This window comes from Nesterenkonia aurantiaca (assembly GCF_004364585.1).
In the GTDB taxonomy this organism is placed as follows: domain Bacteria; phylum Actinomycetota; class Actinomycetes; order Actinomycetales; family Micrococcaceae; genus Nesterenkonia; species Nesterenkonia aurantiaca.
Map to the genome: position 1 here is coordinate 234,530 of NZ_SOAN01000004.1, position 24,153 is coordinate 258,682.

General features: G+C 68.4%; 23 protein-coding genes and 1 tRNA gene. 13 read left to right on the forward strand and 11 right to left on the reverse strand.

What is annotated here, in order from left to right; translation table 11 throughout:
* Position 1 precedes the first annotated feature (1 nt).
* Positions 2-505 carry a GNAT family N-acetyltransferase gene (locus EV640_RS07035; protein ID WP_036476482.1) on the forward strand — a complete coding sequence of 168 codons (504 nt, stop codon included), beginning with the start codon at positions 2-4 and terminating at the stop codon, positions 503-505.
* Between the two features lie 85 nt (positions 506-590).
* Positions 591-1,721: an SGNH/GDSL hydrolase family protein gene (locus EV640_RS07040; RefSeq protein WP_133726144.1), complete on the forward strand. Its 1,131-nt coding sequence runs from the start codon at positions 591-593 to the stop codon at positions 1,719-1,721.
* Between the two features lie 22 nt (positions 1,722-1,743).
* Here EV640_RS07040 and EV640_RS07045 read toward each other — a convergent pair whose 3' ends face one another.
* Complete coding sequence (locus EV640_RS07045) at positions 1,744-1,956, reverse strand: DUF7987 family protein (RefSeq protein ID WP_036476486.1); 213 nt, start codon at positions 1,954-1,956, stop codon at positions 1,744-1,746.
* Positions 1,957-2,093: 137 nt separating this feature from the next.
* On the opposite strand from EV640_RS07045, the gene EV640_RS07050 reads away from it, so the two are divergent.
* The 6 genes from EV640_RS07050 (at position 2,094) to EV640_RS07075 (ending at position 7,482) form a co-directional block, all read left to right on the forward strand.
* Entirely contained in the window at positions 2,094-2,801 is a 708-nt protein-coding gene (locus tag EV640_RS07050) for an NUDIX hydrolase (protein WP_133726145.1), read from the forward strand.
* Complete coding sequence (gene nadA, locus EV640_RS07055; protein ID WP_133726146.1) at positions 2,798-4,075, forward strand: quinolinate synthase NadA; 1,278 nt, start codon at positions 2,798-2,800, stop codon at positions 4,073-4,075. Before EV640_RS07050 ends, nadA begins: the two co-directional genes overlap by 4 nt.
* A gap of 9 nt (positions 4,076-4,084) precedes the next feature.
* Positions 4,085-4,972, forward strand: a complete 888-nt coding sequence (gene nadC, locus EV640_RS07060; RefSeq protein WP_133726147.1) for a carboxylating nicotinate-nucleotide diphosphorylase — start codon at positions 4,085-4,087, stop codon at positions 4,970-4,972.
* On the forward strand, positions 4,972-6,069 hold the full coding sequence (locus EV640_RS07065) for a cysteine desulfurase family protein (protein ID WP_036476490.1): 1,098 nt from the start codon (positions 4,972-4,974) through the stop codon (positions 6,067-6,069). The genes nadC and EV640_RS07065 overlap by 1 nt, the downstream gene beginning before the upstream one ends.
* A gap of 106 nt (positions 6,070-6,175) precedes the next feature.
* Positions 6,176-7,213: an L-glyceraldehyde 3-phosphate reductase gene (gene mgrA, locus EV640_RS07070; RefSeq protein WP_036476492.1), complete on the forward strand. Its 1,038-nt coding sequence runs from the start codon at positions 6,176-6,178 to the stop codon at positions 7,211-7,213.
* 192 nt (positions 7,214-7,405) lie between these two features.
* Positions 7,406-7,482 (forward strand) — tRNA-Pro (locus EV640_RS07075).
* Positions 7,483-7,577: 95 nt separating this feature from the next.
* On the opposite strand, the gene EV640_RS07080 is transcribed toward EV640_RS07075, so the two are convergent.
* Positions 7,578-9,221: an ABC transporter substrate-binding protein gene (locus EV640_RS07080; protein ID WP_036476493.1), complete on the reverse strand. Its 1,644-nt coding sequence runs from the start codon at positions 9,219-9,221 to the stop codon at positions 7,578-7,580.
* Positions 9,222-9,498: 277 nt separating this feature from the next.
* Here EV640_RS07080 and EV640_RS07085 point away from each other — a divergent pair, with 277 nt between their 5' ends.
* The 4 genes from EV640_RS07085 (at position 9,499) to EV640_RS07100 (ending at position 13,362) form a co-directional block, all read left to right on the forward strand.
* Positions 9,499-10,503 carry an ATP-binding cassette domain-containing protein gene (locus EV640_RS07085; RefSeq protein WP_051501319.1) on the forward strand — a complete coding sequence of 335 codons (1,005 nt, stop codon included), beginning with the start codon at positions 9,499-9,501 and terminating at the stop codon, positions 10,501-10,503.
* Entirely contained in the window at positions 10,500-11,315 is an 816-nt protein-coding gene (locus tag EV640_RS07090) for an ABC transporter permease (protein WP_051501320.1), read from the forward strand. The genes EV640_RS07085 and EV640_RS07090 overlap by 4 nt, the downstream gene beginning before the upstream one ends.
* A 47-nt stretch (positions 11,316-11,362) precedes the next feature.
* Entirely contained in the window at positions 11,363-11,854 is a 492-nt protein-coding gene (locus EV640_RS07095) for an acyl-CoA thioesterase (protein ID WP_051501321.1), read from the forward strand.
* 218 nt (positions 11,855-12,072) lie between these two features.
* Positions 12,073-13,362, forward strand: a complete 1,290-nt coding sequence (locus EV640_RS07100) for a serine hydrolase (RefSeq protein WP_036476495.1) — start codon at positions 12,073-12,075, stop codon at positions 13,360-13,362.
* Positions 13,363-13,434: 72 nt separating this feature from the next.
* On the opposite strand, the gene der is transcribed toward EV640_RS07100, so the two are convergent.
* The 9 genes from der to EV640_RS07145 all read right to left on the reverse strand — a co-directional run bounded on the left by der (position 13,435) and on the right by EV640_RS07145 (position 23,260).
* Positions 13,435-14,931, reverse strand: a complete 1,497-nt coding sequence (gene der / locus EV640_RS07105) for a ribosome biogenesis GTPase Der (protein WP_235181080.1) — start codon at positions 14,929-14,931, stop codon at positions 13,435-13,437.
* Positions 14,932-14,959: 28 nt separating this feature from the next.
* Positions 14,960-15,697 (reverse strand): (d)CMP kinase, encoded by a 738-nt coding sequence (cmk, locus tag EV640_RS07110; RefSeq protein ID WP_051501322.1) that lies wholly within the window; start codon positions 15,695-15,697, stop codon positions 14,960-14,962.
* Positions 15,676-16,842 carry a prephenate dehydrogenase gene (locus EV640_RS07115; protein ID WP_051501323.1) on the reverse strand — a complete coding sequence of 389 codons (1,167 nt, stop codon included), beginning with the start codon at positions 16,840-16,842 and terminating at the stop codon, positions 15,676-15,678. The genes cmk and EV640_RS07115 overlap by 22 nt, the downstream gene beginning before the upstream one ends.
* A complete protein-coding gene (locus EV640_RS07120; RefSeq protein ID WP_235181074.1) occupies positions 16,839-17,915 on the reverse strand; it encodes a pseudouridine synthase in 1,077 nt (358 codons plus the stop codon). Before EV640_RS07120 ends, EV640_RS07115 begins: the two co-directional genes overlap by 4 nt.
* A gap of 40 nt (positions 17,916-17,955) precedes the next feature.
* A complete protein-coding gene (gene scpB / locus EV640_RS07125) occupies positions 17,956-18,531 on the reverse strand; it encodes an SMC-Scp complex subunit ScpB (protein WP_036476499.1) in 576 nt (191 codons plus the stop codon).
* The gene (locus EV640_RS07130; RefSeq protein ID WP_243832255.1) at positions 18,524-19,462 is read right to left on the reverse strand and encodes a segregation and condensation protein A; all 939 of its coding nucleotides are present in this window, start codon (positions 19,460-19,462) and stop codon (positions 18,524-18,526) included. The genes scpB and EV640_RS07130 overlap by 8 nt, the downstream gene beginning before the upstream one ends.
* Positions 19,462-20,298, reverse strand: coding sequence for a ParA family protein (locus tag EV640_RS07135; protein ID WP_243832257.1), 837 nt, complete (start codon positions 20,296-20,298; stop codon positions 19,462-19,464). The genes EV640_RS07130 and EV640_RS07135 overlap by 1 nt, the downstream gene beginning before the upstream one ends.
* Positions 20,299-20,571: 273 nt before the next feature.
* Positions 20,572-21,204 (reverse strand): trimeric intracellular cation channel family protein, encoded by a 633-nt coding sequence (locus EV640_RS07140; RefSeq protein WP_036476500.1) that lies wholly within the window; start codon positions 21,202-21,204, stop codon positions 20,572-20,574.
* 103 nt (positions 21,205-21,307) lie between these two features.
* Positions 21,308-23,260 (reverse strand): AMP-binding protein, encoded by a 1,953-nt coding sequence (locus EV640_RS07145; RefSeq protein ID WP_051501327.1) that lies wholly within the window; start codon positions 23,258-23,260, stop codon positions 21,308-21,310.
* Between the two features lie 156 nt (positions 23,261-23,416).
* On the opposite strand from EV640_RS07145, the gene EV640_RS07150 reads away from it, so the two are divergent.
* Positions 23,417-24,142 (forward strand): GntR family transcriptional regulator, encoded by a 726-nt coding sequence (locus EV640_RS07150; RefSeq protein WP_036476503.1) that lies wholly within the window; start codon positions 23,417-23,419, stop codon positions 24,140-24,142.
* The last annotated feature ends 11 nt before the right edge of the window (positions 24,143-24,153 follow it).

Consider the following 24,153-nt stretch of genomic DNA (forward strand, 5'->3'; position numbering starts at 1 on the left):
TATGCCCGTCCCTCCGCACACCGCCCGGCTCAGGTTCCGGGTCATGACCGACGCTGACCTCGATGGTATGGCCGCGCTGCTCGGCGACCCCGTGGTGATGCACTACTACGCCGCGCCGAAATCACGGGCGGAGGCTGCACAGTGGATCGAGCGGAACAAGCGCCGCTGCGCGGAGCACGGTTACGGCCTCTGGATCATCGAGACGCTCGACGGTGAGTTCCTCGGCGATTGTGGGCTGACCTGGCAGTCCGTGAACGGGACGCCCAAGCTCGAGGTCGGTTTCCGGGTGCGGGAGCAGCGGCAGAACCGTGGCTACGCTACCGAGGCCGCGATCGCCTGCCTGGAGTTCGCCCGCGAGCACACCGAGGAGACCGACCTGGTGGCGATCCTGCACCCGGAGAATCGCGCCTCGGAGCGAGTCGCCCAGAAGCTCGGCATGCACCGGGTGGCGGACGACCTCGCCGGGCCCATTCCTGTGCGCGCCGTGTACAGCATGCATCTATGAACGGGTAGCCGAGAGCGGCGCGGATGTCCTCCCCGAGCGCGTCGGGGCAGCGCTGGCCAAGTCAGGTGCTTGCTAGTCTGAGCTCATGCCAAGTCCTCGTTCTGCCCTCGTGGGCGCTGCCCTGTTGTTCTCGCTCACGGCCTGTGCCACCGGGGCACCGGAGGAAGACAACTTCCCCACCCTCAAGTTCAACGAGTCCTTGACCGCCGATGTCACGGCGGCGCAGCTGGAGGAATGGACGGTGCAGGACCAGCTGCCCGTGGCGCCGGCCCATGGCGGCGCCTTCGAGACGATGACCAACGCCCTGCGTGCCGCCGATCCGGCGCCGGATGTGGTCATCTTCGGCGACTCCATGACTCAGCAGGGCCTCGATCCCACCGAACTGGGACATCTGCTCTCTGACGCGACCGGCGACGAGGTCTCCGTGTTCAACGGTGCGAGCAGCCGGGCTCGTTGGGGCATGAACCTGCTGCTCGCTCAATACGTGGTCAGTCTCGAGGATCCCCCCTCGGTGGCGCTGATGGGCATCTCGACCCGGGCGGCCGAGCGGGACGATTTCTACACCACAGAGGGCGCGAAGTCGCCGTTCTCATCGATGGTGGAGGGATGCGACCGGCCCCACAGCGACTCCTGGGGCGACGCCGACGTCGCGAGGTGCGAGCGCGATCACGCTGACCCGTTGTTCCGGTTCCGCGCCGGCGGGGACCAGATCGCGCGGGCCCAGGACGGTGAGTCCGCGCAGACCAGCCTGCGGATCAAAGAGGGAAGCCGGCTTCGATCCGACGGCTTCATGATCCACCCTGGCGTCAGCGCCGCAGAGGCCCAGGAGATCAGCGATACCCGGATGGAGAGAGGTTTCCCTGGGTTCCCAACGGTGCATGATGAAGCGGTCGCCGACTTCGGACGCGCCACGGAGCTGCTGCGCAGTCATGGCGTGACGGTCCTCGCCTTCGAGATTCCGTACACCCCGGTCCACCAGGCGAATCTGGAGGAGGCAGGACGAGACTATGACGCCCGCCGGCAGGATGCTGCCCAGGCCCTGACCGCCCCGCACGACGTTCAGCTGATCCCCGTGGATGAGTTCGGCGACTGGTGGGGGGACGGCGACAGCCGGGACGCCATACATCTCGCACCTCAGGGCGCGACCAAGTTCGCGCGCCAGCTCACTGAGACCCCGGGGTTCCTCGAAGAGGTTGAAGCGGGACTGGCTGACTGAAGGATCAGTGCGCAGGGCGGACCTAGCTGAGCGGCTCTGGAGACTCTCCAGGCGCGGCTGAGGCTCGCTGTGTGCGCTCCGCCGTCCAGCGCGAGAGCAGCACCGTCACGACCATCGCGATCCCGATGACTACCGCCCAGCGGAGAAGCATCGGCACATCGGTGGAGAGATCCATCGCGATATTCACCGCAAGGGCCACGGCCGCGCTGCAGGCGACCACCACGTATTGACGCATGAGCGCAATCGTTCCAGCCCCTGGCGGCGCTGTCGAGAGCCGAGACGAACCTGTCAGCAGACAACGAGGCCCCTTCAGGTTGACGTGACCATATGAGCTGCACCATAGTGTCACTGTCACCTTAAGGAGGCCGCACCATGGCCGCGCCGTCGAACCTGCAGACCGAGCTCGCCGTGAGCACTGTGGTCTTCGCGCTGCGCCCGCACCCGGAGACCGGGGAGCTCACGCTCTGGCTGCCGTTGGTGCGCCGTATTCGTGAACCTTTCCTCGGCCAGTGGGCGCTCCCCGGCGGCCCCCTGGAACCCGAGCAGGACCTGGTCAGCTCGGCCCGGGCCACCCTGCTGGAGACCACCGGGCTGGCCCCACGGCACCTGGAACAGCTCTACGCCTTTGGCAATGTCGACCGCTCCCCCGCCAGCACCCGGGTGGTCTCCAACGTCTACTGGGCCCTGGTGCGCCAGGACGAGGACACCGACGCCGTGGAGGGCGAGAACCTGGAATGGTTCCCCGCCGATGACATCGCCGAGGAGGCCGGGGTGCTGGCCTTCGACCACGGCGTGATCCTGGCCTACGCGCTGGACCGGCTGCGCGCGAAGGTCGCCTACTCCCCCATCGCCCACGCCTTCCTGCCCGAGAAGTTCCCGCTCGCCGAGCTGCGCCGGGTCTATGAGGCGATCCTGAACCGGGCGCTGGATCCGTCAAACTTCCGCCGCCAGATCCTCGCGCAGGACACCGTGGAAGACACCGGCGAGCGCATGACCGGCACCGCGCACCGCCCGCCGCGGCTCTACCGTTCCAACCCCCACCGCACCCGCTACACCCTCACCATCCAGGAGACACCATGACCGCCTCGGTCCATGACCTGATCAGCCTGACCCCGAAGGACAGCTGCAACACCAAGCTGGCCGCCGGGCCCTGGGACTTCGACAACGTGCCGGGCTATGGGCCCGGCTCCTCACAGGCCGACCGGCTCCCGGACCCGGTCTCGCGTCCCGGGCAGCTGCCCGAGCGCTACCAGCTGATGCCGGAGCCCGAGCTGCATGAGCGGATCCTCGCCGCGAAGGCGACGCTGGGTGAGGAGCTGGTCATCCTGGGCCACTTCTACCAGCGCGACGAGGTGGTCCAGCACGCCGATTTCGTCGGGGACTCCTTCCAGCTGGCCAATGCCGCGCTCAGCAAGCCCGAGGCCAAGACCATCGTCTTCTGCGGGGTCCACTTCATGGCGGAGACCGCCGACATCCTCTCCGCCCCTGAGCAGACGGTGATCCTGCCCAACCTCGCCGCCGGCTGCTCGATGGCCGACATGGCCGATGAGTCCTCGGTGGAGACCGCCTGGGAGGAGATCTGCGAGACCTATGGTGTGGACCCGGAGAACACCACACCCGACGCCGCCGGCAAGGTCCCGATCATCCCGGTGACCTATATGAACTCCTCCGCCGCGCTGAAGGCCTTCTGCGGCCGCCACGGCGGGATCGTCTGCACCTCCTCCAACGCCGCGACCGTCCTGGAATGGGCCTTCGAGCGCGCACACCGAGTGCTGTTCTTCCCGGACCAGCACCTGGGCCGCAACACCGCCAAGGCCATGGGGGTGCCGCTGGAGCAGATGCCGCTGTGGAACCCGCGCAAGGCCCTCGGCGGGAACACCGCGGAGCAGCTGCGCGAGGCCAAGGTGCTGCTCTGGCACGGCTTCTGCTCGGTGCACCGGCGGTTCACCGTGGACCAGATCACCGCGGCCCGCGCCGCGGACCCGAAGGTGAAGATCATCGTGCACCCTGAGTGCCCGATGGAGGTGGTCGACGCCGCCGACGCGGCAGGCTCCACCGACGCGATCCAGAAGTTCATCGCCGCCTCCGCTCCCGGGGACACCATCGGGATCGGCACCGAGATCAACATGGTCAACCGGCTCGCCGCACAGTTCCCGGACCGGACCATCTTCTGCCTGGACCCGGTGATCTGCCCCTGCTCCACCATGTACCGGATCCACCCCGGCTACCTGGCCTGGGTGCTGGAGGAACTGGTCGCCGGACGGGTGAACAATCAGATCAGCGTCGAGCCCGAGGTCTCCGTGCCCGCGAAGATCGCGCTGGACCGGATGCTCGCCGCGAAGCCGAAAGCCTGAAAGGACCCAGTGGACACCCAGCTCTCCACCCGCGAGATCGACGCGGTCATCACCCTGGCCCTGGCCGAAGACCTTCCGTTCGGGGACCTCACCAGCACCGCATTCGTCCCCGCCGACGCCACCGCGCGCGCCGAACTGGTGGCGCGGGAGCCCGGCATCCTGGCGGGCGGCGAGGTCTTCGCCCGCACCTTCGCCGCGCTGGATCCCGCCGTCCTCGTGCGTCTTCAGAACGACGACGGCGCACGGTTCGGCCCTGGGGATGTCCTGGCCACCGTGCAGGGCCCGGCACGGGCGATCTTCGGCGCCGAGCGGGTCGCGTTGAACCTGATCCAGCGTCTCTCCGGGGTGGCCACGCTGACGAGTCAGTATGTGGCGGCCGTCGCCGGCACCGGTGTGCGGGTCACCGATACCCGCAAGACCACGCCGGGGCTGCGCGCGCTGGAGCGCCACGCGGTGCGCTGCGGGGGCGGGCACAACCACCGATTCTCACTCTCCGACGCGGTGATGGCCAAGGACAACCACCTGGCCGTGCTGGGCGACTCCCCCGAGGCGCTGACCGAAGCGATCCTCACCGCCCGCGAGCGCCTGCCGCACACCACCCACATCGAAGTCGAGGTGGATCGGATCGAACAGATCGCCCCGGTGCTCGCCGGCGGGGCCGACACCATCATGTTGGACAACTTCACCCTTGCAGACCTGCACCGCGGAGTGGCGCAGATCAACGGCGCCGCTCTGGTGGAGGCCTCCGGCGGGGTGACGCTGGAGAGCATCGCTGCGATCGCCGGCACCGGAGTGGACCTGATCAGCGTAGGGGCGCTCACCCAGGGCGCCCGTGCCCTGGACCTCGGGCTGGACATGGACGGTCTGATCGTAGGCGGGCCGGGAACCTCGGGCTGATGCTCTACCTCGACGAGTCCGCCGCCTCGCCGGTCAAACGCGAGGTGCTGGAGGCCATGTGGCCGCACCTGACCGGTTATGCAAACCCCTCCAGCGTCCACGAACCAGGGGCCGCCGCGTCCCGAGCGCTGGAGGCCGCGCGCGCCGAGGTCGCCGGGCACCTGAACGCGCGACCGGCCGAGATCATCTTCACCTCCGGCGGTACCGAATCCGACAATGCGGCTATCAAGGGCATCGCGCTCGCCGACCCCCGGGGACGCCATGTGCTGGTCTCCGCGCTGGAGCATCCGGCCGTCAGCGAGTCTGCCGCCTGGCTGGGCCGGTTGGGCTATGAGGTGGAGACAGTTCCGGTGGACGCCGACGGCGTGGTCAGCCCCGCCGCGCTGGCCGCGAGGCTGCGCCCCGAGACGACGCTGGTCTCGGTTCATTACGCGAACAACGAGGTCGGCACAGTCCAAGACGTCGCCGCACTGTCGGCCCTCTGCGCCGAACACCGAGTTCCCTTCCACACCGATGCGGTCCAGGCCGCCGGGACCCTGTCCCTGGACGTGCAAGCTCTCGGGGTCAGTGCGATGAGCCTGGCCGGGCACAAGCTCGGCACACCTAAGGGCACCGGCGTGCTCTACCTGCGCCGTCGGACGCCGTTCGAACCGCTGATCCACGGCGGCGGTCAGCAGCGGGACCTGCGTTCGGGCACCGAGAACGTGGCCGGAGCGGTTGGGATGGCGACGGCGCTGCGACTGGCCGCAGAGACTGACGTGGCGGAGATCGCGCGACGTCGCGATGGGTTCATCGACGAGGTCCTCGCCCGGGTGCCCGGCGCGCAGCTGACCGGGCATCGCACCCGGCGGCTGGCCGGACACGCGTCCTTCGTGCTGCCCGGGCGCAGCGGAGAGTCGGTGCTGCTCGACCTGGAGCGGCAGGGAATCTTCTGCTCCTCCGGCTCGGCCTGCGCCGCGGGCTCCAGTGAGCCGAGCCCCGCTTTGAAGGCCATGGGGTACTCGGAGGAGATCGCCCAGACGGCCGTGCGGTTCAGCTTCGGGGACTCCGTGACCGCCGAGGACCTGGCCCGCGCCGCAGCGGCGCTGCCGGGCTGAAGAGCCCCCCACGCAGGCGTAAGGTGATCAAGGGCCGACCTGCTGTCTCCACCGGCGGGCCTGCCAGATGTTTCCACCACTGACACTTTGATCTCCAGGAGTCACCATGTACGTTCCCGCAGAAGACCGTTACGAGAACGCGGAGTACCGCCGCGTGGGCCGCTCCGGGCTGGTGCTGCCGCCTCTCTCTCTGGGGCTCTGGCACAACTTCGGTGACGACTTCGCCCTGGAGAACCAGCGCGAGATCATCCACCTGGCCTTCGACCATGGGATCACCCACTTCGATCTGGCCAACAACTACGGGCCTCCCCCAGGCTCGGCGGAGATCAACTTCGGACGGATCCTGCGCGAGGACTTCGCCGGGCTGCGCGATGAGCTGGTCATCTCCACCAAGGCCGGCTGGACCATGTGGCCCGGCCCCTATGGTGGCCCCTCCGGCAGCCGCAAGCACCTGCTGACCAGCCTGGACCAGTCACTGAGCCGCATGGGACTGGATTACGTGGACATCTTCTACTCCCACCGCCCCGACGCCGACACTCCCCTCGAGGAGACCATGTCCGCCCTGGACGCGGCGGTCCGTTCCGGCAAGGCGCTCTACGCCGGGATCTCCTCCTACTCGGCGGAAGACACCATCAAGGCGGCCGCGATCTTGAAGGACCTCGGAACCCCGCTGCTGATCCACCAGCCCTCCTACTCGATGCTCAACCGCTGGATCGAGACCGAAGGCCTGCTCGACGCCGTCGAAGAGGTCGGGGCCGGGGTCATCGGCTTCAGTGCACTGGCCCAGGGCATGCTGACCGATAAGTATCTCGACGGGGTGCCCTCGGACTCCCGCGCAGCGACCAAGGGCTCGTTCCGCGATGACTTCCTGACCGAAGAGAACCTCGGACACATCCGCTCGCTCAACGAGATCGCTTCGAACCGCGGCCAGAGCCTGGCGCAGATGGCGCTGGCCTGGGCGCTGCGCGATGACCGCGTGAGCTCCCTGGTGATCGGCGCCAGCCGGCCCGAGCAGCTCAAGTCCAACCTGGCCGCGTTGGAGAAGCGCTCGTTCAGCACCGAAGAGCTGAAGGCGATCGATGAGCACGCCGTCGACGGCGGCATCGACATCTGGGGCTCGGCTCGGAAGAGCACGAAGGGCTGATCGATCCGCAGGCACGAGTCTGGTGGGTGGGGTGCAGATGCGTCCGCGTCCCACCCGCCAGACTCTGCCGTTGCAGGTCACGCACCTGTTCTCGGACTCGATGCAGCACCGGGCGCTGAGCCCGATGCGCGCTTGAGCCGGATCATGCGGTAGACTTTCCTGGTGCTTCCGGCGAGTTTGCAGGAAGAATTTCGGGCTATAGCGCAGCTTGGTAGCGCGTCCGTCTGGGGGACGGAAGGTCGTGGGTTCAAATCCCGCTAGCCCGACCACATAAAGGGAAAGCCTCAAACCATCAGATGGTTTGAGGCTTTCCCTTTTTCACGCCCTCCCAGCTACGGGAGGCTAACGCCGCGACCGTTCAGGGTCACTGCGCCCGCTCATAGGCCTCATTCGCCAGGTCCACGAGCTGCTGCATGTTCAGGTTCTCCAGCTCGGCGAGATAGGCGTCCCAGTCCTCGAAGGACCGCTGACCCAGGATGAACTGGGAGGAGGCGGTCTGCACATGGTCCGTCAGCGTGGTCTGCAGCAGGCCAGCCTGCTCCAGCTCGAGATCGGTGAACGGATAGGGCGGGGTCACCGGGAGCTCCTCCTTGTCATGCATCTTCTCCTGCCACTCGACCACATGCGGGCGGAAGGTCGAGTGCACCAGCTCGGTGGTGGAACCCACCGCGTGGAGGAACGGCTGGTTGGAGAAGCCGTAGTCCCGCACCAGGTGCTCCTCGGCCTCGGGGTTCAGGCTGTTGAGGTCGATGTTCGAGTCCAGCTCGCGTTCACCATCGGCGTTGAGCGTGTAGGTCTCGCCCTCCACGCCCCAGGTGGCGTACTCCAGGCCCTCGTCCGAGTAGTACAGCCAGTCGATGAACTGCAGCTTGGCAAGGAAGTCATCGTCCTCCGCGATGGAGGAGGAGATGGCGAGCCCGCTGTCGAAGCGTGCTCCGCTGTGAACGAAGTCCCCGTCCTCGCCGCCGGGGATCGGGATGAGCCGCGCCTCGGCACCCTCGGTGCCGAGCTCATCGAATCCGCGGGTGTAGATCTGGGTGGACTCGTCATTGCCCGCGATGGCCAGCGAGCTCCCGGAGGAGAACTTCTGCTCGGCCATGCGATCATCCTGCGTCAGGGTCTCTGAGTCCATCAGGCCCTCCTCGAGGAGGCCGGCGAAGAACTCCAGGAGCTCGCGGTACTCATCGGAGGCTCCGGCGTAGATGAACTCTTCGGCCTCATGGTCGAAGTAGATGCCATCGCCGTAGCCCCAGCCGGCCACGGTGTTGAAGTTCGCCGAGGCGAAGTTCAGCGTGCTCTGCAGCTCCCAGCGATCCGAGTACGGGACCGAATCCGGGTACTCCTCCTTGACCTCGCGCAGCTGGTCCGCGAACTCTTCCCAGGTCTCGGGCTCCTCGAATCCCATCTCATCCCAGATGTCACCTCGGACCACCAGCGAGAAGTGCTGGAAGGGATCCTCCAGCAGACCAGGCAGGATGTAGGCGTTTCCGTCCTCCTGGTAGAGCGCCTCATAGTCCTCACGAAGATCCCAGGCGTCGAGCTTCTCGGTGAAGTTGGGCATGTGATCCAGATAATCGCTCACCGGCAGCAGCGCCCCGCCAGAGATGTAGGGCACCTCCTGACCGGGATAGGTCACCGGGACGAAATCGGGCATGTCTCCGGCACCGATCACCAGGGATCTCCGCTGTTCGAAGTCGCTCAGCGGCGCATCCACGATCGAGAGCGATACATTGTGGTTCTCCTCGAGGTGTTCGAAGAACATCCACTCGTCGTCCAACCCATGGTCGGGGTTGTTGCGGTAGAGCACCGAGAGCTCCAGGGGCTCGGTGGCCACGAAGCTGTCCCCAGCCCCGAAGTCAGCCATGGCCGCCAGGTCACGCTCGCCGGCATCTACGCCCGCGTCACCGGCGGCGTCGCCCCCGCCACAGCTGGTGGCCAGCAGCGAGCCGGCCGCAATGAGCCCCACCACACCGGTCCGGGACCTGCGGTTTCGATTTTTAGCTGTCATAGTCTGCACGCCTTTTCCCTCATACAGCTCATCTGATTTTGTATCTTGGTGATACAGATCACACTCAGTATAGGGTCACACCATGCAACTATTTCAAGGACCATCCTCACACCGGCGATTCTCGCCGGTTCCTCGAGCCGGCCAGATCTCCAGATCCACGGGCCTTGCCGTGCCCTGCTCGCGCTCCTATTCTGAGTCCACCCGGAGATCTGGGCGCCTGGCGCAGGTGTGAGCCACCGCTGGCACGTTTTGCTTCACACCCTCATAGGGAGCCGCCATGTCGCAGAGTCAGATCGCTATCAGCGCGGAGGGCGTGGAGCGCCGGTTCGGGGACCTGCGCGCGGTAGACGGCGTCAGCCTCGAGGTCAAGGCCAGTGAGATCTACGGGTTCCTGGGGCCGAACGGGGCGGGGAAGTCCACGCTGACCCGGATCTTGTGCACCCTGCTCACCCCCTCGGCCGGTCGAGCCACCGTGGCCGGCTACGACGTCGCGTCCCAGCCCGGCGAGGTGCGGCTCCGCGCCGGGGTGGCCCTGCAGGAGGCTGCGCTGGACGATAAGCAGACCGGCGCGGAGATGCTCGCGCTGCAGGGCCGGTTCTATGGGCTCACGGCCAAGGCCACCAAGGCTCGGGTGGATCAGCTCACCAAACTCGTCGACATCGGCTCCGCACTCGATCGCCGGATCGGCACCTACTCCGGGGGCATGAAGCGGCGGCTGGATCTCGCGCTCGCCCTGGTCCATGACCCGCAGGTCCTGTTCCTGGACGAACCCACCACCGGCCTGGACCCGGTGAGCCGGGCGAAGGTGTGGCAGGAGGTGCGCAGACTCAACCAGGAGCTGGGAATGACCGTCTTCCTCACCACCCAGTACCTGGAAGAGGCCGACGAGCTGGCGGACCGGGTGGGGATCATCAACAAGGGCAAGCTGGTCGCCGAAGGAACCCCGGCCCAGCTCAAACGCACCATCGGCACCGATGTCGTGATCGTCACCGTCACCGGGGACGCGACCGACGCCGGGCGGGCCCTGGAGTCGCTGGAGCTTGTGGAACGCGTCGAGGTCAACGGGCCGACGCTGACCCTGAGCGTCATCGACGGCCCCTCGGCGATCAGCCCGATCGCCGTCGCGCTGGCCCAGGTCCCTGACACGCAGGTCATGGAGCTGTCCCTGCGTCGACCCTCGCTCGATGATGTCTTCCTCTCCGTGACCGGGGAGCACATCACCGACCCCAGCGCGTTCATGGCCAGCGCCTCGGCGGCACAGAATCTCCAGGAGCCCCAGTGAACTCGTCCACCAGCACGATCACGCCCCCAGCCACCCGGATCGAACCCAAGAGCGCCGGGTTTCTGCGCGACCTCAGCTCCGTCTCCTACAGGGCGCTGCGCGCCATCCCCCGAGATCCCGCCGCGGTGATCCCTGCGCTGATCATCCCGCTGTTCTTCTTCGTGGTGAACATCGGCGCCCTGGAACCCGTGGCAGAAGGCATCGGCGTGGCCGACTTCCGAGCGTTCCAGCTTCCGGTGGCCATCGTCTTCGCCGTCACCGGCGTCTCCCGGGCGAGCGACCTGGTGACCGATATCAGCAGCGGCTACTTCGACCGGTTGCTGCTGACACCGATGAGCCGCACCGCCCTGCTGCTGGGCCTGATGGTCGCGGATCTGGTGCTGGTGATGGCCCTGTGTGTGCCGGTGCTGATCCTGGGCTTCTTCGTCGGGGTGGAGTTCGCCACGGGAGTCTCCGGCGTCCTCGCCTTCGTGCTCATCGGAGGGCTCTGGGGCCTGGCGTTCACCGGGTTCCCCTATGCCATCGCGCTGCGCACCGGAAGCCCGGCCGCGGTGAACTCCTCCTTCCTGCTGTTCTTTCCCTTCGCCTTCCTGACCACCTCCTTCCTGCCCCAGGAGGCACTGACCGGCTGGCTCGCGGCCATCGCGGACTACAACCCGATCACCTATCTGCTGGCAACGCTGCGTTCGCTGATCTCCGAGGGCTGGGTCTGGGCGGACCTGTGGCCAGGGCTGCTGGCGATCCTCATTGTGGGCTCGGTGAGCTTCACGCTGGCCTTCGGGGCGCTGCGCGGCCGAGTCTCGCGCGGATGAGGCGCACGCCGCTCCTCCGGTGACACGCTCAGGTTAGGCTGGCGGGCATGATCGCGCCTGCTCTAGATGACACCGGCCCGCGGCTGCGCACCCAGGTGCCGCTGCGCTGGGGCGATATGGACGCCTATGGCCACATCAACAATGTCGAGGTGCTGCGGCTCCTCGAAGAGGCGCGCATCCGAGCTTTCGGAGCACCGGCGCATACCGGCAGCCCCGTTGGGGAACCATTGGCGCCGCTGTTCAACGAGCTCCCCCGCGAGGCTCAGGCGCTCGTCGTCGAACACCGGGTGCGCTACCTGGCCAGCCTGGAGTATCGAGATGTCCCCGCGCGGATCGATGTCTGGGTGACCCAGCTCAAGGGTGCGGGGCTGACCCTGGCCTATGAGATCCGCGACGGGGTGGACGGCAGCCGGTGCGTGATCGCCGAGACCCAACTGGCCTTCTTCGACACCGGCACAAAGACGCTGCTGCGACTGACGGCTCAGCAGCGGGAACAGGCCTCGGCGCACCGCGCAGCATCGCCGTTCCGCGCGACCTGAGCCAGCGCCCGGCCTTTGTCGCGTCCCGGGCCTGCTGCGCCGGTTGCCGAACCGTGACCCGAGGACTACCACGGAAATCCCAGATCAGACGATGATGCGTGGATACGATCAGCCCCATGCTTCCCCGCGAACACCTTCCCCATCGTGGACAGGGAGGCAGGCCCACTCGGCGCCGCCTCGGGCACCGAGCCCTGGGGCTTGTCACTGCCACGCTCCTGATGACCGCCTGCAGCCCTGCCGTCTTCCACCCCGCCCCGGCGCAGGAGGCAGCCGCCGAGCCGGCGCTCGCCGAGCAGGCCGAACAGGCTGAACCGACCGAGCAGGCCGAGCAGGACGGGGAGGACGCGGCGCCGCTGCCGGCGCTCGCCGCGGAGGTGAAGAGCGCCAGGGAGTCCCAGCGGACAGCGGCGGCCGAGGGCGCGTCTGCCCTGGAGGCGGCGCACCAGCAGCACCAGGAGGAGCTTGCCGCCGAAGAGGCGCGGCTTGCGGCGGAACAAGCCGAGGCCGAGGCGGAGATCGAGCGGCAGCGCCTGGAGGATCAGGCGGCACAGGAGGCGGCTCGGGATCAGGACGGCTGGACCGAAGAGCGTGAGGACGACGCCGAGGCTGAGGCGCCGACGGAACAGGACACCCCCGCCGAGCCCGCTCCGGAGGGCTCTGCCGAAGAAGGCGCCGGCGAGGAAGATGCTGGTGCAGAAGACGCCGGGGCAGAGGACATCCTTGAAGAGGATGGGATTGAAGAGGATCCCGCTCCGAGCGCTCCCTCCCCCGAAGAACCATCCCCTGATGAGTCCGAGCCGGTCAGACCCGAGGCTCCGGCCGATGCCCCCAGCTTCACCGGTGATCTCGACGACTACCTGGAGGAGCTCGCCGCCCACTACCCTGGCGACATCTCGATCAGCGTGGCAGAGCTGGGCGGCCAGGGCCGCACCGGTTCCACCGCAGGCGGAGAATCCCGGGTCAGCGCCAGCACCTACAAGGTCTTCGTCGCGTACGGGATCCTTGATCGAGTCGAATCCGGGGAGCTGGACTGGGCGGACCCGATCGACGGCGGTCGCGATCGCGCCACCTGCTTCGCCGATATGCTCTCGGTCAGCGACAACCCCTGCGCCGATGACTTCCGCGAGGAGCTCGGCTGGGAAGGACTGCGTGACATCGCCGCGGAGACCGGCGGCCCGGCCACGGACTTCATCCCGGCCTATGCGCGCACCTCCGCCAACGACCTCACCGCGTTCATGACCCGGTTGGAGTCCGGTGCGCTGGAGATCAGCGAAGCAAGCCGATCACGCCTGCTGGGCGCGCTGGAGTCCAACATCTTCCGCGAGGGCATCGGCGCCGGAAGCGCCGGAACGGTGCTGAACAAGGTGGGCTTCATCGACGGCTACCTCAACGACACCGCGATCGTGCGGCACCCACAGGGCAGCTACGTGCTCTCCATCATGTCCGAGGGATCGGACTGGACCGCGATCAGCAGCATCACCAGCGACGTCGAGGCCGCCCTGTACTGAGCGATCCAGTATCGGGCGACCTCGTCCAAAGTCCGGTGCTCCCCGCAGGCTAGGCCTGCGGGACGCCGCGGCCTACTTGCGCTTGCGCTTCTCGCGCACGCGCATGGAGACCTCGATCGGTGAGCCGGTGAAGTCGAAGGTCTCACGCAGCCGGCGGGTGATGTAGCGCCGGTATCCCGGGTCCAGGAAGCCGGTGGTGAAGAGCACGAAGCGCGGGGGCTTTGTGGAGGGCTGGGTGGCGAAGAGGATCCGGGGCTGCTTGCCGCCGCGGACCGGGTGCGGATGGGCCGCGACCAGTTCGCCGAGGAAGGCGTTGAGCCGTCCGGTGGAGATGCGTCGGCCCCAGCTGGTCAGCGCGGTGTCCAGCGCCGGTGCGAGCTTGTCCTTGTGCCAGCCGGTCAGTGCGGACACGTTGACCCGCGGGGCCCAGGCGATGTGCGCCAGGTCTCGGGTGACTTCACGTTCGAGGTAGTAGCGGCGCTCCTCGTCCATCAGGTCCCATTTGTTGTAGGCCACCACCAGGGCGCGACCGGAGTCCACGGCCATCTGGATGATCCGCACATCCTGCTCGGAGACCGGCTCCTCCACCGAGAGCAGCACCACGGCGACCTCGGCCTTGTCCAGGGCGCGCTGGGTGCGCAGCATCGCGTAGTACTCGGAGCCTGAGGCCATGTGCTGACGACGCCGGATGCCGGCGGTGTCCACGAAGCGCCAGGTCTCTCCGCCGAGCTCGATGAACTCATCCACCGGGTCCATGGTGGTGCCGGCCACGGAGTCCACGACCACGCGCTCGGAGCCTGCCAGCTTGTTCAACAGCGAGGACTTGCCCACATTGGGCCGCCCCACCAGCGCCACGCGGCGCGGACCGCCGGTGGGGATCATCCCGCCATGCTCGGCGAACTCCGGGAGCGCCTTCACGGCGGCGTCGAGCAGGTCACCGGTGCCGGTGCCGTGCAGCGCCGAGACCGGATAGGGCTCGCCGAGTCCGAGGTTCCAGAGCGCGTAGACCTCGCTCATGTGCGAGGGCGCGTCGACCTTGTTGGCCACCAGCAGCACCGGCTTCTTCTTGCGCCGCAGCATCCGCACCACGGCTTCGTCCACGGCGGTAGCCCCGACGAGTCCGTCGACCACGAAGATCACGGCGTCGGCCTCGTCCACGGCCATCTCGGCCTGTTCTGCGACTCGCTTGTGCATCCCGCGGGCGTCCTGCTCCCAGCCGCCGGTGTCGACCAGGGTGAAGTCCTTGCCGTTCCACTCCGCGTCATAGGAGACCCGGTCGCGGGTCACGCCGGGCACGTCTTCGACCACGGCCTCCTTGGAGCGGGTGATCCGGTTGACCAGCGTGGACTTGCCCACGTTGGGGCGCCCGATCACGGCCAGGGCCGGCGGGGCCGCGACATAGGGCTCGTAGTCCTCGTCGTCCTCGTCATAGTCCAGGAGGGCGGCGTCTTCCTCGGCCAGCTCATAGTCGGAGAGTCCGGCGCGCAGCGCGGCGGCGCGCGCCTCGGCCTCCTCCTCGGTGATGGAGGCCAGTCGTTCGGCCAACCGGTCGTCCTCGACGGCCGGAATGTATTCCGGGGACTCGGAGGGGTTGTTCTCAGCGTGATTCGCCACGGGATGCTCCTGCAGATGGGATCGAGAGTGGTTCGTCGGAGGCCTGTTCCACGCGCTGGATCAGCGCGTCGATGGTCTCCTGAAAGGTCAGGTCCGAGGAGTCCAGCACGGCGACGCCGTCGGCTGCCTCGGTGAAGTTCGACGCGGTGGAGTCGCGGGCGTCGCGGGCGATCACCTGGCGGTGCAGCGCCTCGGCGGTCTCAGTGCCGCCCAGCTGCAGGCCACGGCGGCGCAGCCGGGCCTCCGCGGAGGCGGTGAGCAGCACGCGCACCTGCGCGTCAGGGGCCACCACAGTGGTGATGTCGCGACCCTCGGCCACGATGAAGCCGGAGTCGTCGATGATCCGGCGCTGAGCGGCGATCAGCAGCGCACGGGCCGGGCGGTTGGTCGCGATCTCAGAGACCCGCTCGGAGATCCGGGTCTCGCGGATCGCCGCGGTGACATCGCTCTGCCCGACGGTGATGGTCTGGTGATCGGGGTCGGTGGAGATGGTCAGCGGCAGCTCCCCCACGGCCACAGCCACCGCCCGCTCGTCGGCCAGGTCTATCCCTTGGGCCAGGCAGTACCAGGTGGCGGCGCGGTACATCGCTCCGGTGTCCAGGTAGGCCGCGCCGAGCCGGCCGGCCACCGCACGGCAGACGCTGGACTTCCCGGACCCCGAGGGTCCGTCCACTGCAATGATCAGGCGCTGTCTTTGACTCACGAGAGCACTACCTTCCATCCAAATTCCGTCATGGCTTCGGCGAGCTCATCACGCCGTCCAGGCAGCACGGAGAGCTCCACCATGCCGACCTGGTGGCCGGCGGAGTGCTCCATGCGGAGGTCTTCGACGTTGACCCCGACGGTGGCCACGTCATTGAGCACCGCGGCGATCTGTCCGGGCTTGTCGTCCACGATCACGGTGAGCACCGTGAAGGACTGCGGTGGGGCGCCGTGCTTGCCGGGCACCCGGGTGACTCCGGAGTTGCCCTCGGCGATCAGCTGGGCGATGTCGGCCTGCCCGCCCGGAGCGCGCGGGGCCTCCAGGGTGCTGATCAGTCGTTCCATGTCGGCGCGGAGTCCGTAGAGGATCTCCACCACCGGACGGGCGTTGGAGGAGAGGATCTGCACCCACAGCCCTGGGTCGGAGGCCGCGATCCGGGTGACGTCGCGCAGCCCGTTGCCGGCCAGCGCGAGCGCCGAGACCGGTGCGTCCTGCAGCCGGGAGGCCACCAGGGAGGCAGCGATCTGCGGCAGGTGTGAGATCAGCGCCACGGATTCGTCGTGCCGGGCAGGGTCCATCTGGTGCACCGTGGCGCCGAGCCGGCGTCCCACCTCGCCGGCCCATTTCACGGCCTCGGGGGCAGAGAGCTGGTCTCCGGTGACCGGGTCCACCGCGGGGCAGATCACCCAGGGCATCGAGGTGAAGAGCTCACCGCGCGCGGCTACAGGCCCGGACTTCTCCCGGCCCGCCATCGGGTGGGTGCCCACATAGCGACCCAGATCAGCCCGGGTCAGCGCGGAGGCTTCGTCCTGCGTGCGGTGCAGCAGCAGGCTGAGGATCTCGGACTTGGTGGAGGCGATGTCGAGCACGACGGCGTCGGGGAACCGGATCAGCGCGGCCGCGACCTCCGCAGCGGTGGCCTCCGGGGGTGCGGCGACGATGACGATCTCCGGGTCGCTCCCCTCAGGGGCCTGCTCCAGGATGATGCCGGCGCCGATGTCGGCGGCGATGGCCTGTGCGGTGGCAGAGGGGTCCGAGAGCAGCACCTGGTGCCCGTCGGCGCGCAGGCCGAGCCCGATGCTGGTGCCGAGCAGCCCGGTGCCGCGGATCAGCACGGTCGGGGTCTGACGCACGCTGTCCGGTGTGGCGGTGAGCAGGTTCATCGCGGGCCGTCCCCGGTGTCGGGTGTGTCTGCGTCGCTGCCGCCGCTTTCGCCGGCCTGGCTGCCGGATGAGTCGCTGCTGCTGGAGTCGCTGCCGCTAGTGTCTGCGCCGCTGCCGCTGGCGTCACTGCCGGTGGCGTCGCGGCTGGTCAGCTCGAGCAGGTGGCCGAGCTCGAGCCGGCCCAGCGGGCGCACGGTGCCCTGCTGCTGGTTGCCGATGGTGATCTCGCCCAGCGCGGTGCGCACCAGGCGCAGCACCGGGTGTCCGACGTGATCGAAGATCCGGCGCACGATCCGGTTGCGTCCAGAGTGCAGGGTCACCTGGATCATGGTGCGGCGGCCGTCGCTGCCCAGCTGCCGGTAGTCGTCCACCGCAATGGGCCCGTCCTCCAGCTCGATCCCGGCGCGCAGCTTCTTGCCGACCTCTTTGTACACCGGTCCGGCGACCTCGACCACGTAGGTCTTGGGCACCTCGTAGGAGGGGTGGGTGAGCTTATTGGCCAGCTCGCCGTCGTTGGTCAGCAGCAGCAGGCCCTCGGTCTCGGCGTCGAGGCGGCCGACGTGGAAGAGCCGGGCGGCCTGCATCTCCTCGGTGAGGTAGTCATTGATGCAGGGGCGACCGTGCGGGTCGGACATGGTGGTGACCACGCCGGTGGGCTTGTTGAACATCACGTACTGGTGTTCCACGCTGAGCTGGATCCGCACGCCGTCAACATGGATGGTCACGTTCTCGGGCCGCACGCGGATGCCGGGTTCGATGATGACCTTGCCGTCCACCGCGACCCGGCCCTCGGAGATCAAGGCCTCGCAGACCCGCCGGGAGGCGACGCCGGCCTGGGCCAGGACCTTCTGCAGCCGGACGCCTTCGGGGTCATGGACCGCGGTGAAGTTCTCCTCGGCCTCGTCTCGGCGGGGCTTGGCCCGGCTGGGACCGGTGGAGATCATCCGCTGCGGGTCCTCGGAGGAGAACGGTCCCCCGGACTGACCGGCCTTCGGGGTGCGGGCTGCCGTGGCAGCGCGTGGCTCCCGCCGCTGCGCCTCGCGCGCGCGGCGGTCTGGGCCCGAAGAATTCATGGTCTCCATTCTATGGGGAGTGTCCAATCGGTTCGGCCACTCAGCCTTGCGGGCCCAGCTCCTCGGCGGCTTCGATGCCGGGCAGGTGTGGGGAGAGCTGGGGAAGCTCCTGCACGGAGTTGATCCCGAGCCGTTCCAGCAGGTCCGCGGTGGTGACATACAGGGTGGCTCCGGTGAGCGGATCGGTCCCGGCGGTGTCCACCAGGCCGCGGGTGACCAGGGTGCGCACCACCCCGTCGACGTTGACCCCGCGGATCGCTGCGACCTGGGAGCGGGCCACCGGCTGCCGGTAGGCGATCACGGCCAGGGTCTCGAGTGCGGCCTGGGAGAGCCGGGTGGTGGCTCCGCCGAGGACGAAGGCGGAGACCTGCTCGGCGTGCTCGGCGCGGGAGTAGTAGCGGTATCCCCCGGCGATCTCGCGCAGCTCATAGCCGCGGCGCCGGGAGCCCTCGCTGATCCCGTCGAGGTCCAGGCGCAGCGCATCGAGCACCGCGACGACCTGGTGTTCGGGGATCTCGAGCACCTGGGCCAGCTCCACGGCGGTGACCGGCTCCTCGGTGATCATCAGCACCGCCTCCGCGGCGGCGAGCAGGTCCTCGCTGATCGGCTCAGCCATGATCGGCATCCTCCGTCTCAGGGGCTGGTCTCGGGGACTGCCCGGACTCCGGCTCCGCCCATTCCGCGGCCGCCCGGTCCAGCGCCGCGATCTCACCGCTGGCGGGCCCGGACCACAGGACGCGCAGCTCGCCCAGCGGCGCGTCCTGTTCGAACTCGACGTCGCGGTCCCGGTAGAGCTCCAGCAGCCCCAGGAACCGCACGACGACGACGAGCCGGCTCTCGGACTCGCGGATCAGCTCGGTGAAGCTGGCCGCGCCGGCCTCACGCAGCAGCGCAGTCATCACCGCCATCTCGGCCCGGATGTCCACCGTGTGGGAGTGCAGATGCTCGAACCGGATATGGTCCGGCTCCATGGCCGGACGGGCGAAGGCGCGCTCGGCGATGGTCTTCAGGTCCTCCGGGGTGGTCTTGAAGACCAGTTCCGGGAGCAGCTGGGCCAGCTCGGGGTGGGTCCCGGGCTGGCGCGGGAGGCGGTCCGAGTGCGCCTGGATCTGCTCGGCGATGTGTCCGGCGATGTGTTTGAACGCCCGGTATTGCAGCAGGCGGGCGAAGAGCAGGTCGCGGGCCTCCAGGGCGGCGACATCCTCCTGGGACTCGACCTCTCCGCCGGGCAGCAGCTGCGCCGCCTTGAGGTCCAGCAGCGTGGCGGCGATCAGGATGAAGTTCGAGGACTCATCCAGCGCCTGATGGTGTGAGAGTCCGCGCACATAGCCGATGAACTCGTCGGTCACCGCGGCGAGCGCCACCGCGGTGACGTCCATCTCGCGCTTGGCGATCAGGCCCAGCAGCAGGTCGAAGGGGCCGTCGAAGTTCGTCAGCGAGACGGTGAATCCGGTGGAATCGCGCCGGGAGTCGGTCCCGAGCTGCTCGAGGCCCCCGGCTGCGTCGGCATCTGGACGCGCCGCGGCGCCCGCTGCCGGCTGCGCCACTAGGGCGATCCACCTCGAAGGATCAGCTCTCGGGCCAGCTGCCGGTAGGCCTTGGCACCCTCATGCTTATGCGCGTAGGCGGTGATCGGCTCCGCGGCCACGGTGGCGTCGGGGAACTTCACCGAGCGTTTGATGACGGTCTCGAAGACCTTCTCGCCGAAGGCCTCGACGATCCTGGCGATGACCTCCCGGGCATGCAGGGTGCGCAGATCCACCATGGTGACCACCACGCCGTCGATCTCCAGGTCCGGGTTCAACCGGTCCTGGACCTTCTCGATGGTGTCCACCAGCAGCGCCACAGCGCGCAGCGCGAAGTACTCGGCCTCCAGCGGGATGACGACGCCGTGGGCGGCGGTCAGCGCGTTGACGGTGAGCAGACCCAGCGAGGGCTGGCAGTCGATGATGATGACGTCGTAGTCGTTGCGGACCTGGCGCAGCGCACGATCCAGGACCTGTTCGCGGGCCACCTCGTTGACCAGCTGCACCTCGGCGGCGGAGAGGTCGATGTTGGCCGGGAGCAGGTCGATGTTCTCCACGTGGGTGGACACGATCGCGTCGCGGGTCTTGACCTCGCGCTCCATGAGCACGTTGTAGACCGTGGTCTCGAGCTCATGCGGGCTGGTGCCGAAGCCGGCGGAGAGCGCGCCCTGCGGGTCGAAGTCCACCATCAGCACGCGGCGGCCGTATTCGGCCAGCGCCGCTCCCAGGTTGATCGCGGAGGTGGTCTTGCCGACTCCGCCCTTCTGGTTGACCATCGCGATGACGCGCGCGGGCCCGTGGCTGCTCAGCGGGGCGGGCTCGGCGAAGTCATGCTTCGGCCGGCCGGTGGGGCCCATGATCGCGTCGCCGTAGATGGTGAAGAGTTCGGTCGGCTGGTCGGCCTGCGACGCGTTGACCTCCCGGTCAGGCGTTTCGCCCATCCGGGCACCCGGCTCGCTCACGTGATCCCTCATCTTCCTCCTGCGGACAACAACTTATCCAGGTTACCCCGTGTCCTGAGCCAGGCAAGATGCGCGGGCGAAGTAGCACTCGAAGGTTCACCGCACGGCCGGTTCAGGCGCCGGTTCAGGCGTCGGATCAGGTGCCGGTTCAGGCGTCGGCGGAGGCGCTCAGGCCGCGCCGCCGCTGGAGCCGCGTCCGGCCAGCGGCACCCGCCAGCCCCGCTTGAGCGAGATCATCCGCAGCGTGAAGACCAGGCTGGAGACCACCAGTCCGGCCCAGATCAGCGGCAGCTCGTAGCTGAGCACGATCACCATCAGCCCGGCCCCGAACATGGCCGGCACCGCGTAGACCCCGCGCGGGTTGAAGATCTGCGGGGTCTCATTGGCCACCACGTCACGCATCGCCCCGCCGCCGACTGCGGTGGTCACCCCCAGCAGCACGCAGGCGATCTCGTTGAGCCCGGCGTTGAACGCGATGACCGTGCCGGTGAGGCAGAACAGCGAGAGGCCGACGGCGTCGAAGACCAGCAGCGTCCGGCGCAGCCGGGTCTCATGGAGCAGCCCGGTGAGCACCAGGATCACCGCGAGGAGCACCGGGGCCAGGTAGATCGGCTGCAGGAAGGCGGCCGGGGGTCCCTGGCCGATGATGATGTCTCGTGTGACCCCGCCGCCGAGTCCGGCCATGGAGGCCAGCAGCAGCGAACCCACGACGTCGAAGCCCTTGCGGGCGGCGAGCAGCGCCCCGGAGACCGCGAAGGCGAAGGTGCCCAGCAGCTCCACCGCCAACAGCGCCAGGTCCATCGCTCTCCCTCTGCGTCAGCCGGTGAGCAGCTGCGCGTGACACCTCCACGGCGCCCAGGCTGCGGAGACTCTCCCGGCGCGCGGTCACGCGCCGCCGACAAGCCTACCGTCGGGGCCGCAGCACCGGGATCAGATCATCGAGCACCGAGGCGTCCTCGATGGTGGAGGGCACCCGGGCCTGCTCGCCGTCGGCGATCTGTCGCATGGTCTTGCGCAGGATCTTGCCTGAGCGGGTCTTCGGCAGCGCGGCGACCACCGCGACCGTCTTGAAATCGGCCACCGGACCGATGTCCCGGCGCACCAGGGCGGTCAGCTCGGCCTGCAGCATCTTCGGATCGTCGGTGCGTCCGGACTTGAGCACTACGAAGCCTGAGGCGCGCTGGCCCTTGAGCTCGTCCTGCAGCCCGATCACCGCGCATTCGGCGACCGCCGGGTGGGAGGCGACCACGGCTTCTATTGATCCGGCTGAGAGCCGGTGGCCGGCCACGTTGATCACGTCATCGGTGCGCCCCATCACGAAGAGGTAGCCGTCAGGATCCAGGTAGCCGGAGTCCCCGGTGGCGTAGAACCCGGGGAACGCCGCGAGGTAGGAGTCGATGTAGCGCTGGTCATCACCCCAGAGCGTGGGCAGGGTGCCCGGGGGCATCGGCAGTCGCAGCGCGATGTTGCCCTCCTCCCCCGGCGGCAGCTCCTCCCCGGTGGCGTCGAGGATCACCACGTCGTAGCCGGCCATCGGCAGGGTGGCCGAGCCCTCCTTGACCGCGAGCGCCTCGATCCCCACCGGGTTGGCCGCGATCGGCCAGCCGGTCTCGGTCTGCCACCAGTTGTCGATCACCGGGACCCTCAGGGCCTCGGTGATCCAGCGCTGGGTGACCGGGTCCAGCCGTTCTCCGGCGGCGTAGAGGTGCCGCAGCGAGGAGATGTCGTAGTCGGCGACCAGCGCCGCTTCCGGGTCGATCTTGCGGATCGCGCGCAGCGCCGTGGGCGCGGTGAACAGCGCGGTGATTCGGTGCTGCTGAATCATCCGCCAGAACGCGCCGGCGTCCGGGGTGCCCACGGGTTTGCCCTCGTAGAGCACCGTGGTCGCCCCGACCAGCAGCGGTCCGTAGACGATGAAGGAATGCCCGACCACCCAGCCGACGTCGGAGGCGGTGAACATGGTCTCCCCCGGGCCGACGTCGTAGATCGCCTGCATCGACCAGCTCAGCGCGACGGCGGTGCCACCCTGGTCCCGGACCACGCCCTTGGGTCGACCGGTGGTCCCGGAGGTGTAGAGGACGTAGAGCGGGTCGGTGGCGCGCACCGTGACGGGGGCGGCGGGCTGCGCCTGGGCGGAGCGCGCGGCCCAGTCGTGCCATGCCGCGGCACGGTCCGCGCTCGCCGCGCTCCCCTGGTCTGAAGCGGAATCTGCGGAATCTGCGGTGAACTCCTGCAGGCCGTGGACGAAGCCCTCGCGCTCCTGGACCACCACGTGGCGGACCTGGTGCGTGGCCAGGCGCAGCGCCTCGGCCACGGTGGGCAGGTATTCGACCTTCCGGGTGGGCTCGATGCCTCCGGTGGCCGTGAGCAGGACGTCCGGCGAGGCGTCGTCGATGCGGGAGGCGAGCTCCTTGGCGGCGAACCCGCCGAAGACCACCGAGTGCACCGCGCCGATCCGCGCGCAGGCGAGCATCGCGATGGGGGCCTGCGGGATCATCGGCAGATAGATGATGACCCGGTCCCCGGCGCCCACGCCGAGCTCGGTGAGCATCCCGGCGCACTGCGCCACCTCCGCGGTGAGCTCGGCATAGCTGTAGCTGTGCACGGTCCCGGTCACGGCGGAGTCATAGATCAGCGCGGCCTGGTCTCCGCGTCCGGCCTCGACGTGGCGGTCCAGGCAGTTGTAGCTCAGATTCAGCCTCGCGTCGGGGAACCAGCGATAGATCGGTGCCGCAGAGTCATCCAGGGCGCGCTCCGGGGCGCGGTCCCAGTCGATCTGGGCGGCGGCGTCGAGCCAGAACTCCTCGCGCTCGGCCAACGATCGGGCGTGCAGCTCGCGATAGGACGGACCGGTCATGGGAATGCTCCTGCTCATCGACGGGGAGGCGTGACACCTTCCAGGGTATGACCTGCCTCACAGAAGGTAAAGGCCCATGTATACAAATCTCCGGTGTTCATCGAATTTTCACCCGGAACACTGTCTGGAGTCCGTGTCGATGTATACAATCAAGTCATGCGTGCCAGCGACCGTGCCTACGACACCTTGCGGCAGGAGATCCTCGACGGGGTGCTGACCCCGGGGACCCTGCTCGGCGAGGTCGAGCAGGCGGAGCGGCTCGGCCTCTCCCGCACCCCGCTGCGTGAGGCGTTGTCCCGGCTGATCGCCGACGGCCTCGCCGGCCAGACCCGAGGGCGGGGCACGGTGGTCAGCTCGATCTCGGCGGCAGACGTGGATCTGCTCTTCGAGCTCCGGCTTCCGCTGGAGGTCCAGTCGGCGCGGCTCGCGGCAGAACGTGGAGACCCGGTTCGGTTCACTGCGCTCGCGGAGCGCTTCACCGCGGCGGAGCAGACGCTTCGCGCGCGTCAGCGCGAGCGGGATCCGGCCCAGGCCGACGAGCACTACTACGCGCTCACCGAGGAGCTCGACGAGGCGGTCTCCGAGGCGGTGGCCAATCCCTATCTGAGTCTGGCTCTGCGCAGCATGCGCGCCCACCTGGTCCGGGCCCGACGGCTCTCTCAGCACGCGCCCGAACGACTGGCGGCCTCGGCCCGGGAGCACCGCGAGGTGTGCACCGCCATCGCCTCCGGAGACCCCGACACCGCGGGCGCCGCGATGCTGATCCATCTGCGCCGCAGCCTCGCCTACATCACGGCCCAGCACAAGAGAATCCAGCCCGAGAGAATTCAACCCGAGACCGCCCAGCACGCCACGGCACAACACAGCAGCAACGACGCCTGACTCCGAATCGA

Coding starts and splice junctions, on each gene's coding strand:
- EV640_RS07035 (WP_036476482.1), top strand. CDS start 2: ATGCCCGTCCCTCCGCACACCGCCCGGCTCAGGTTCCGGGTCATGACC.
- EV640_RS07040 (WP_133726144.1), top strand. CDS start 591: ATGCCAAGTCCTCGTTCTGCCCTCGTGGGCGCTGCCCTGTTGTTCTCG.
- EV640_RS07045 (WP_036476486.1), bottom strand. CDS start 1,956: ATGCGTCAATACGTGGTGGTCGCCTGCAGCGCGGCCGTGGCCCTTGCG.
- EV640_RS07050 (WP_133726145.1), top strand. CDS start 2,094: ATGGCCGCGCCGTCGAACCTGCAGACCGAGCTCGCCGTGAGCACTGTG.
- nadA (WP_133726146.1), top strand. CDS start 2,798: ATGACCGCCTCGGTCCATGACCTGATCAGCCTGACCCCGAAGGACAGC.
- EV640_RS07065 (WP_036476490.1), top strand. CDS start 4,972: ATGCTCTACCTCGACGAGTCCGCCGCCTCGCCGGTCAAACGCGAGGTG.
- mgrA (WP_036476492.1), top strand. CDS start 6,176: ATGTACGTTCCCGCAGAAGACCGTTACGAGAACGCGGAGTACCGCCGC.
- EV640_RS07080 (WP_036476493.1), bottom strand. CDS start 9,221: ATGACAGCTAAAAATCGAAACCGCAGGTCCCGGACCGGTGTGGTGGGG.
- EV640_RS07085 (WP_051501319.1), top strand. CDS start 9,499: ATGTCGCAGAGTCAGATCGCTATCAGCGCGGAGGGCGTGGAGCGCCGG.
- EV640_RS07095 (WP_051501321.1), top strand. CDS start 11,363: ATGATCGCGCCTGCTCTAGATGACACCGGCCCGCGGCTGCGCACCCAG.
- EV640_RS07100 (WP_036476495.1), top strand. CDS start 12,073: ATGACCGCCTGCAGCCCTGCCGTCTTCCACCCCGCCCCGGCGCAGGAG.
- cmk (WP_051501322.1), bottom strand. CDS start 15,697: ATGGAAGGTAGTGCTCTCGTGAGTCAAAGACAGCGCCTGATCATTGCA.
- EV640_RS07115 (WP_051501323.1), bottom strand. CDS start 16,842: ATGAACCTGCTCACCGCCACACCGGACAGCGTGCGTCAGACCCCGACC.
- EV640_RS07120 (WP_235181074.1), bottom strand. CDS start 17,915: ATGAATTCTTCGGGCCCAGACCGCCGCGCGCGCGAGGCGCAGCGGCGG.
- scpB (WP_036476499.1), bottom strand. CDS start 18,531: ATGGCTGAGCCGATCAGCGAGGACCTGCTCGCCGCCGCGGAGGCGGTG.
- EV640_RS07135 (WP_243832257.1), bottom strand. CDS start 20,298: ATGGGCCCCACCGGCCGGCCGAAGCATGACTTCGCCGAGCCCGCCCCG.
- EV640_RS07140 (WP_036476500.1), bottom strand. CDS start 21,204: ATGGACCTGGCGCTGTTGGCGGTGGAGCTGCTGGGCACCTTCGCCTTC.
- EV640_RS07145 (WP_051501327.1), bottom strand. CDS start 23,260: ATGACCGGTCCGTCCTATCGCGAGCTGCACGCCCGATCGTTGGCCGAG.
- EV640_RS07150 (WP_036476503.1), top strand. CDS start 23,417: ATGCGTGCCAGCGACCGTGCCTACGACACCTTGCGGCAGGAGATCCTC.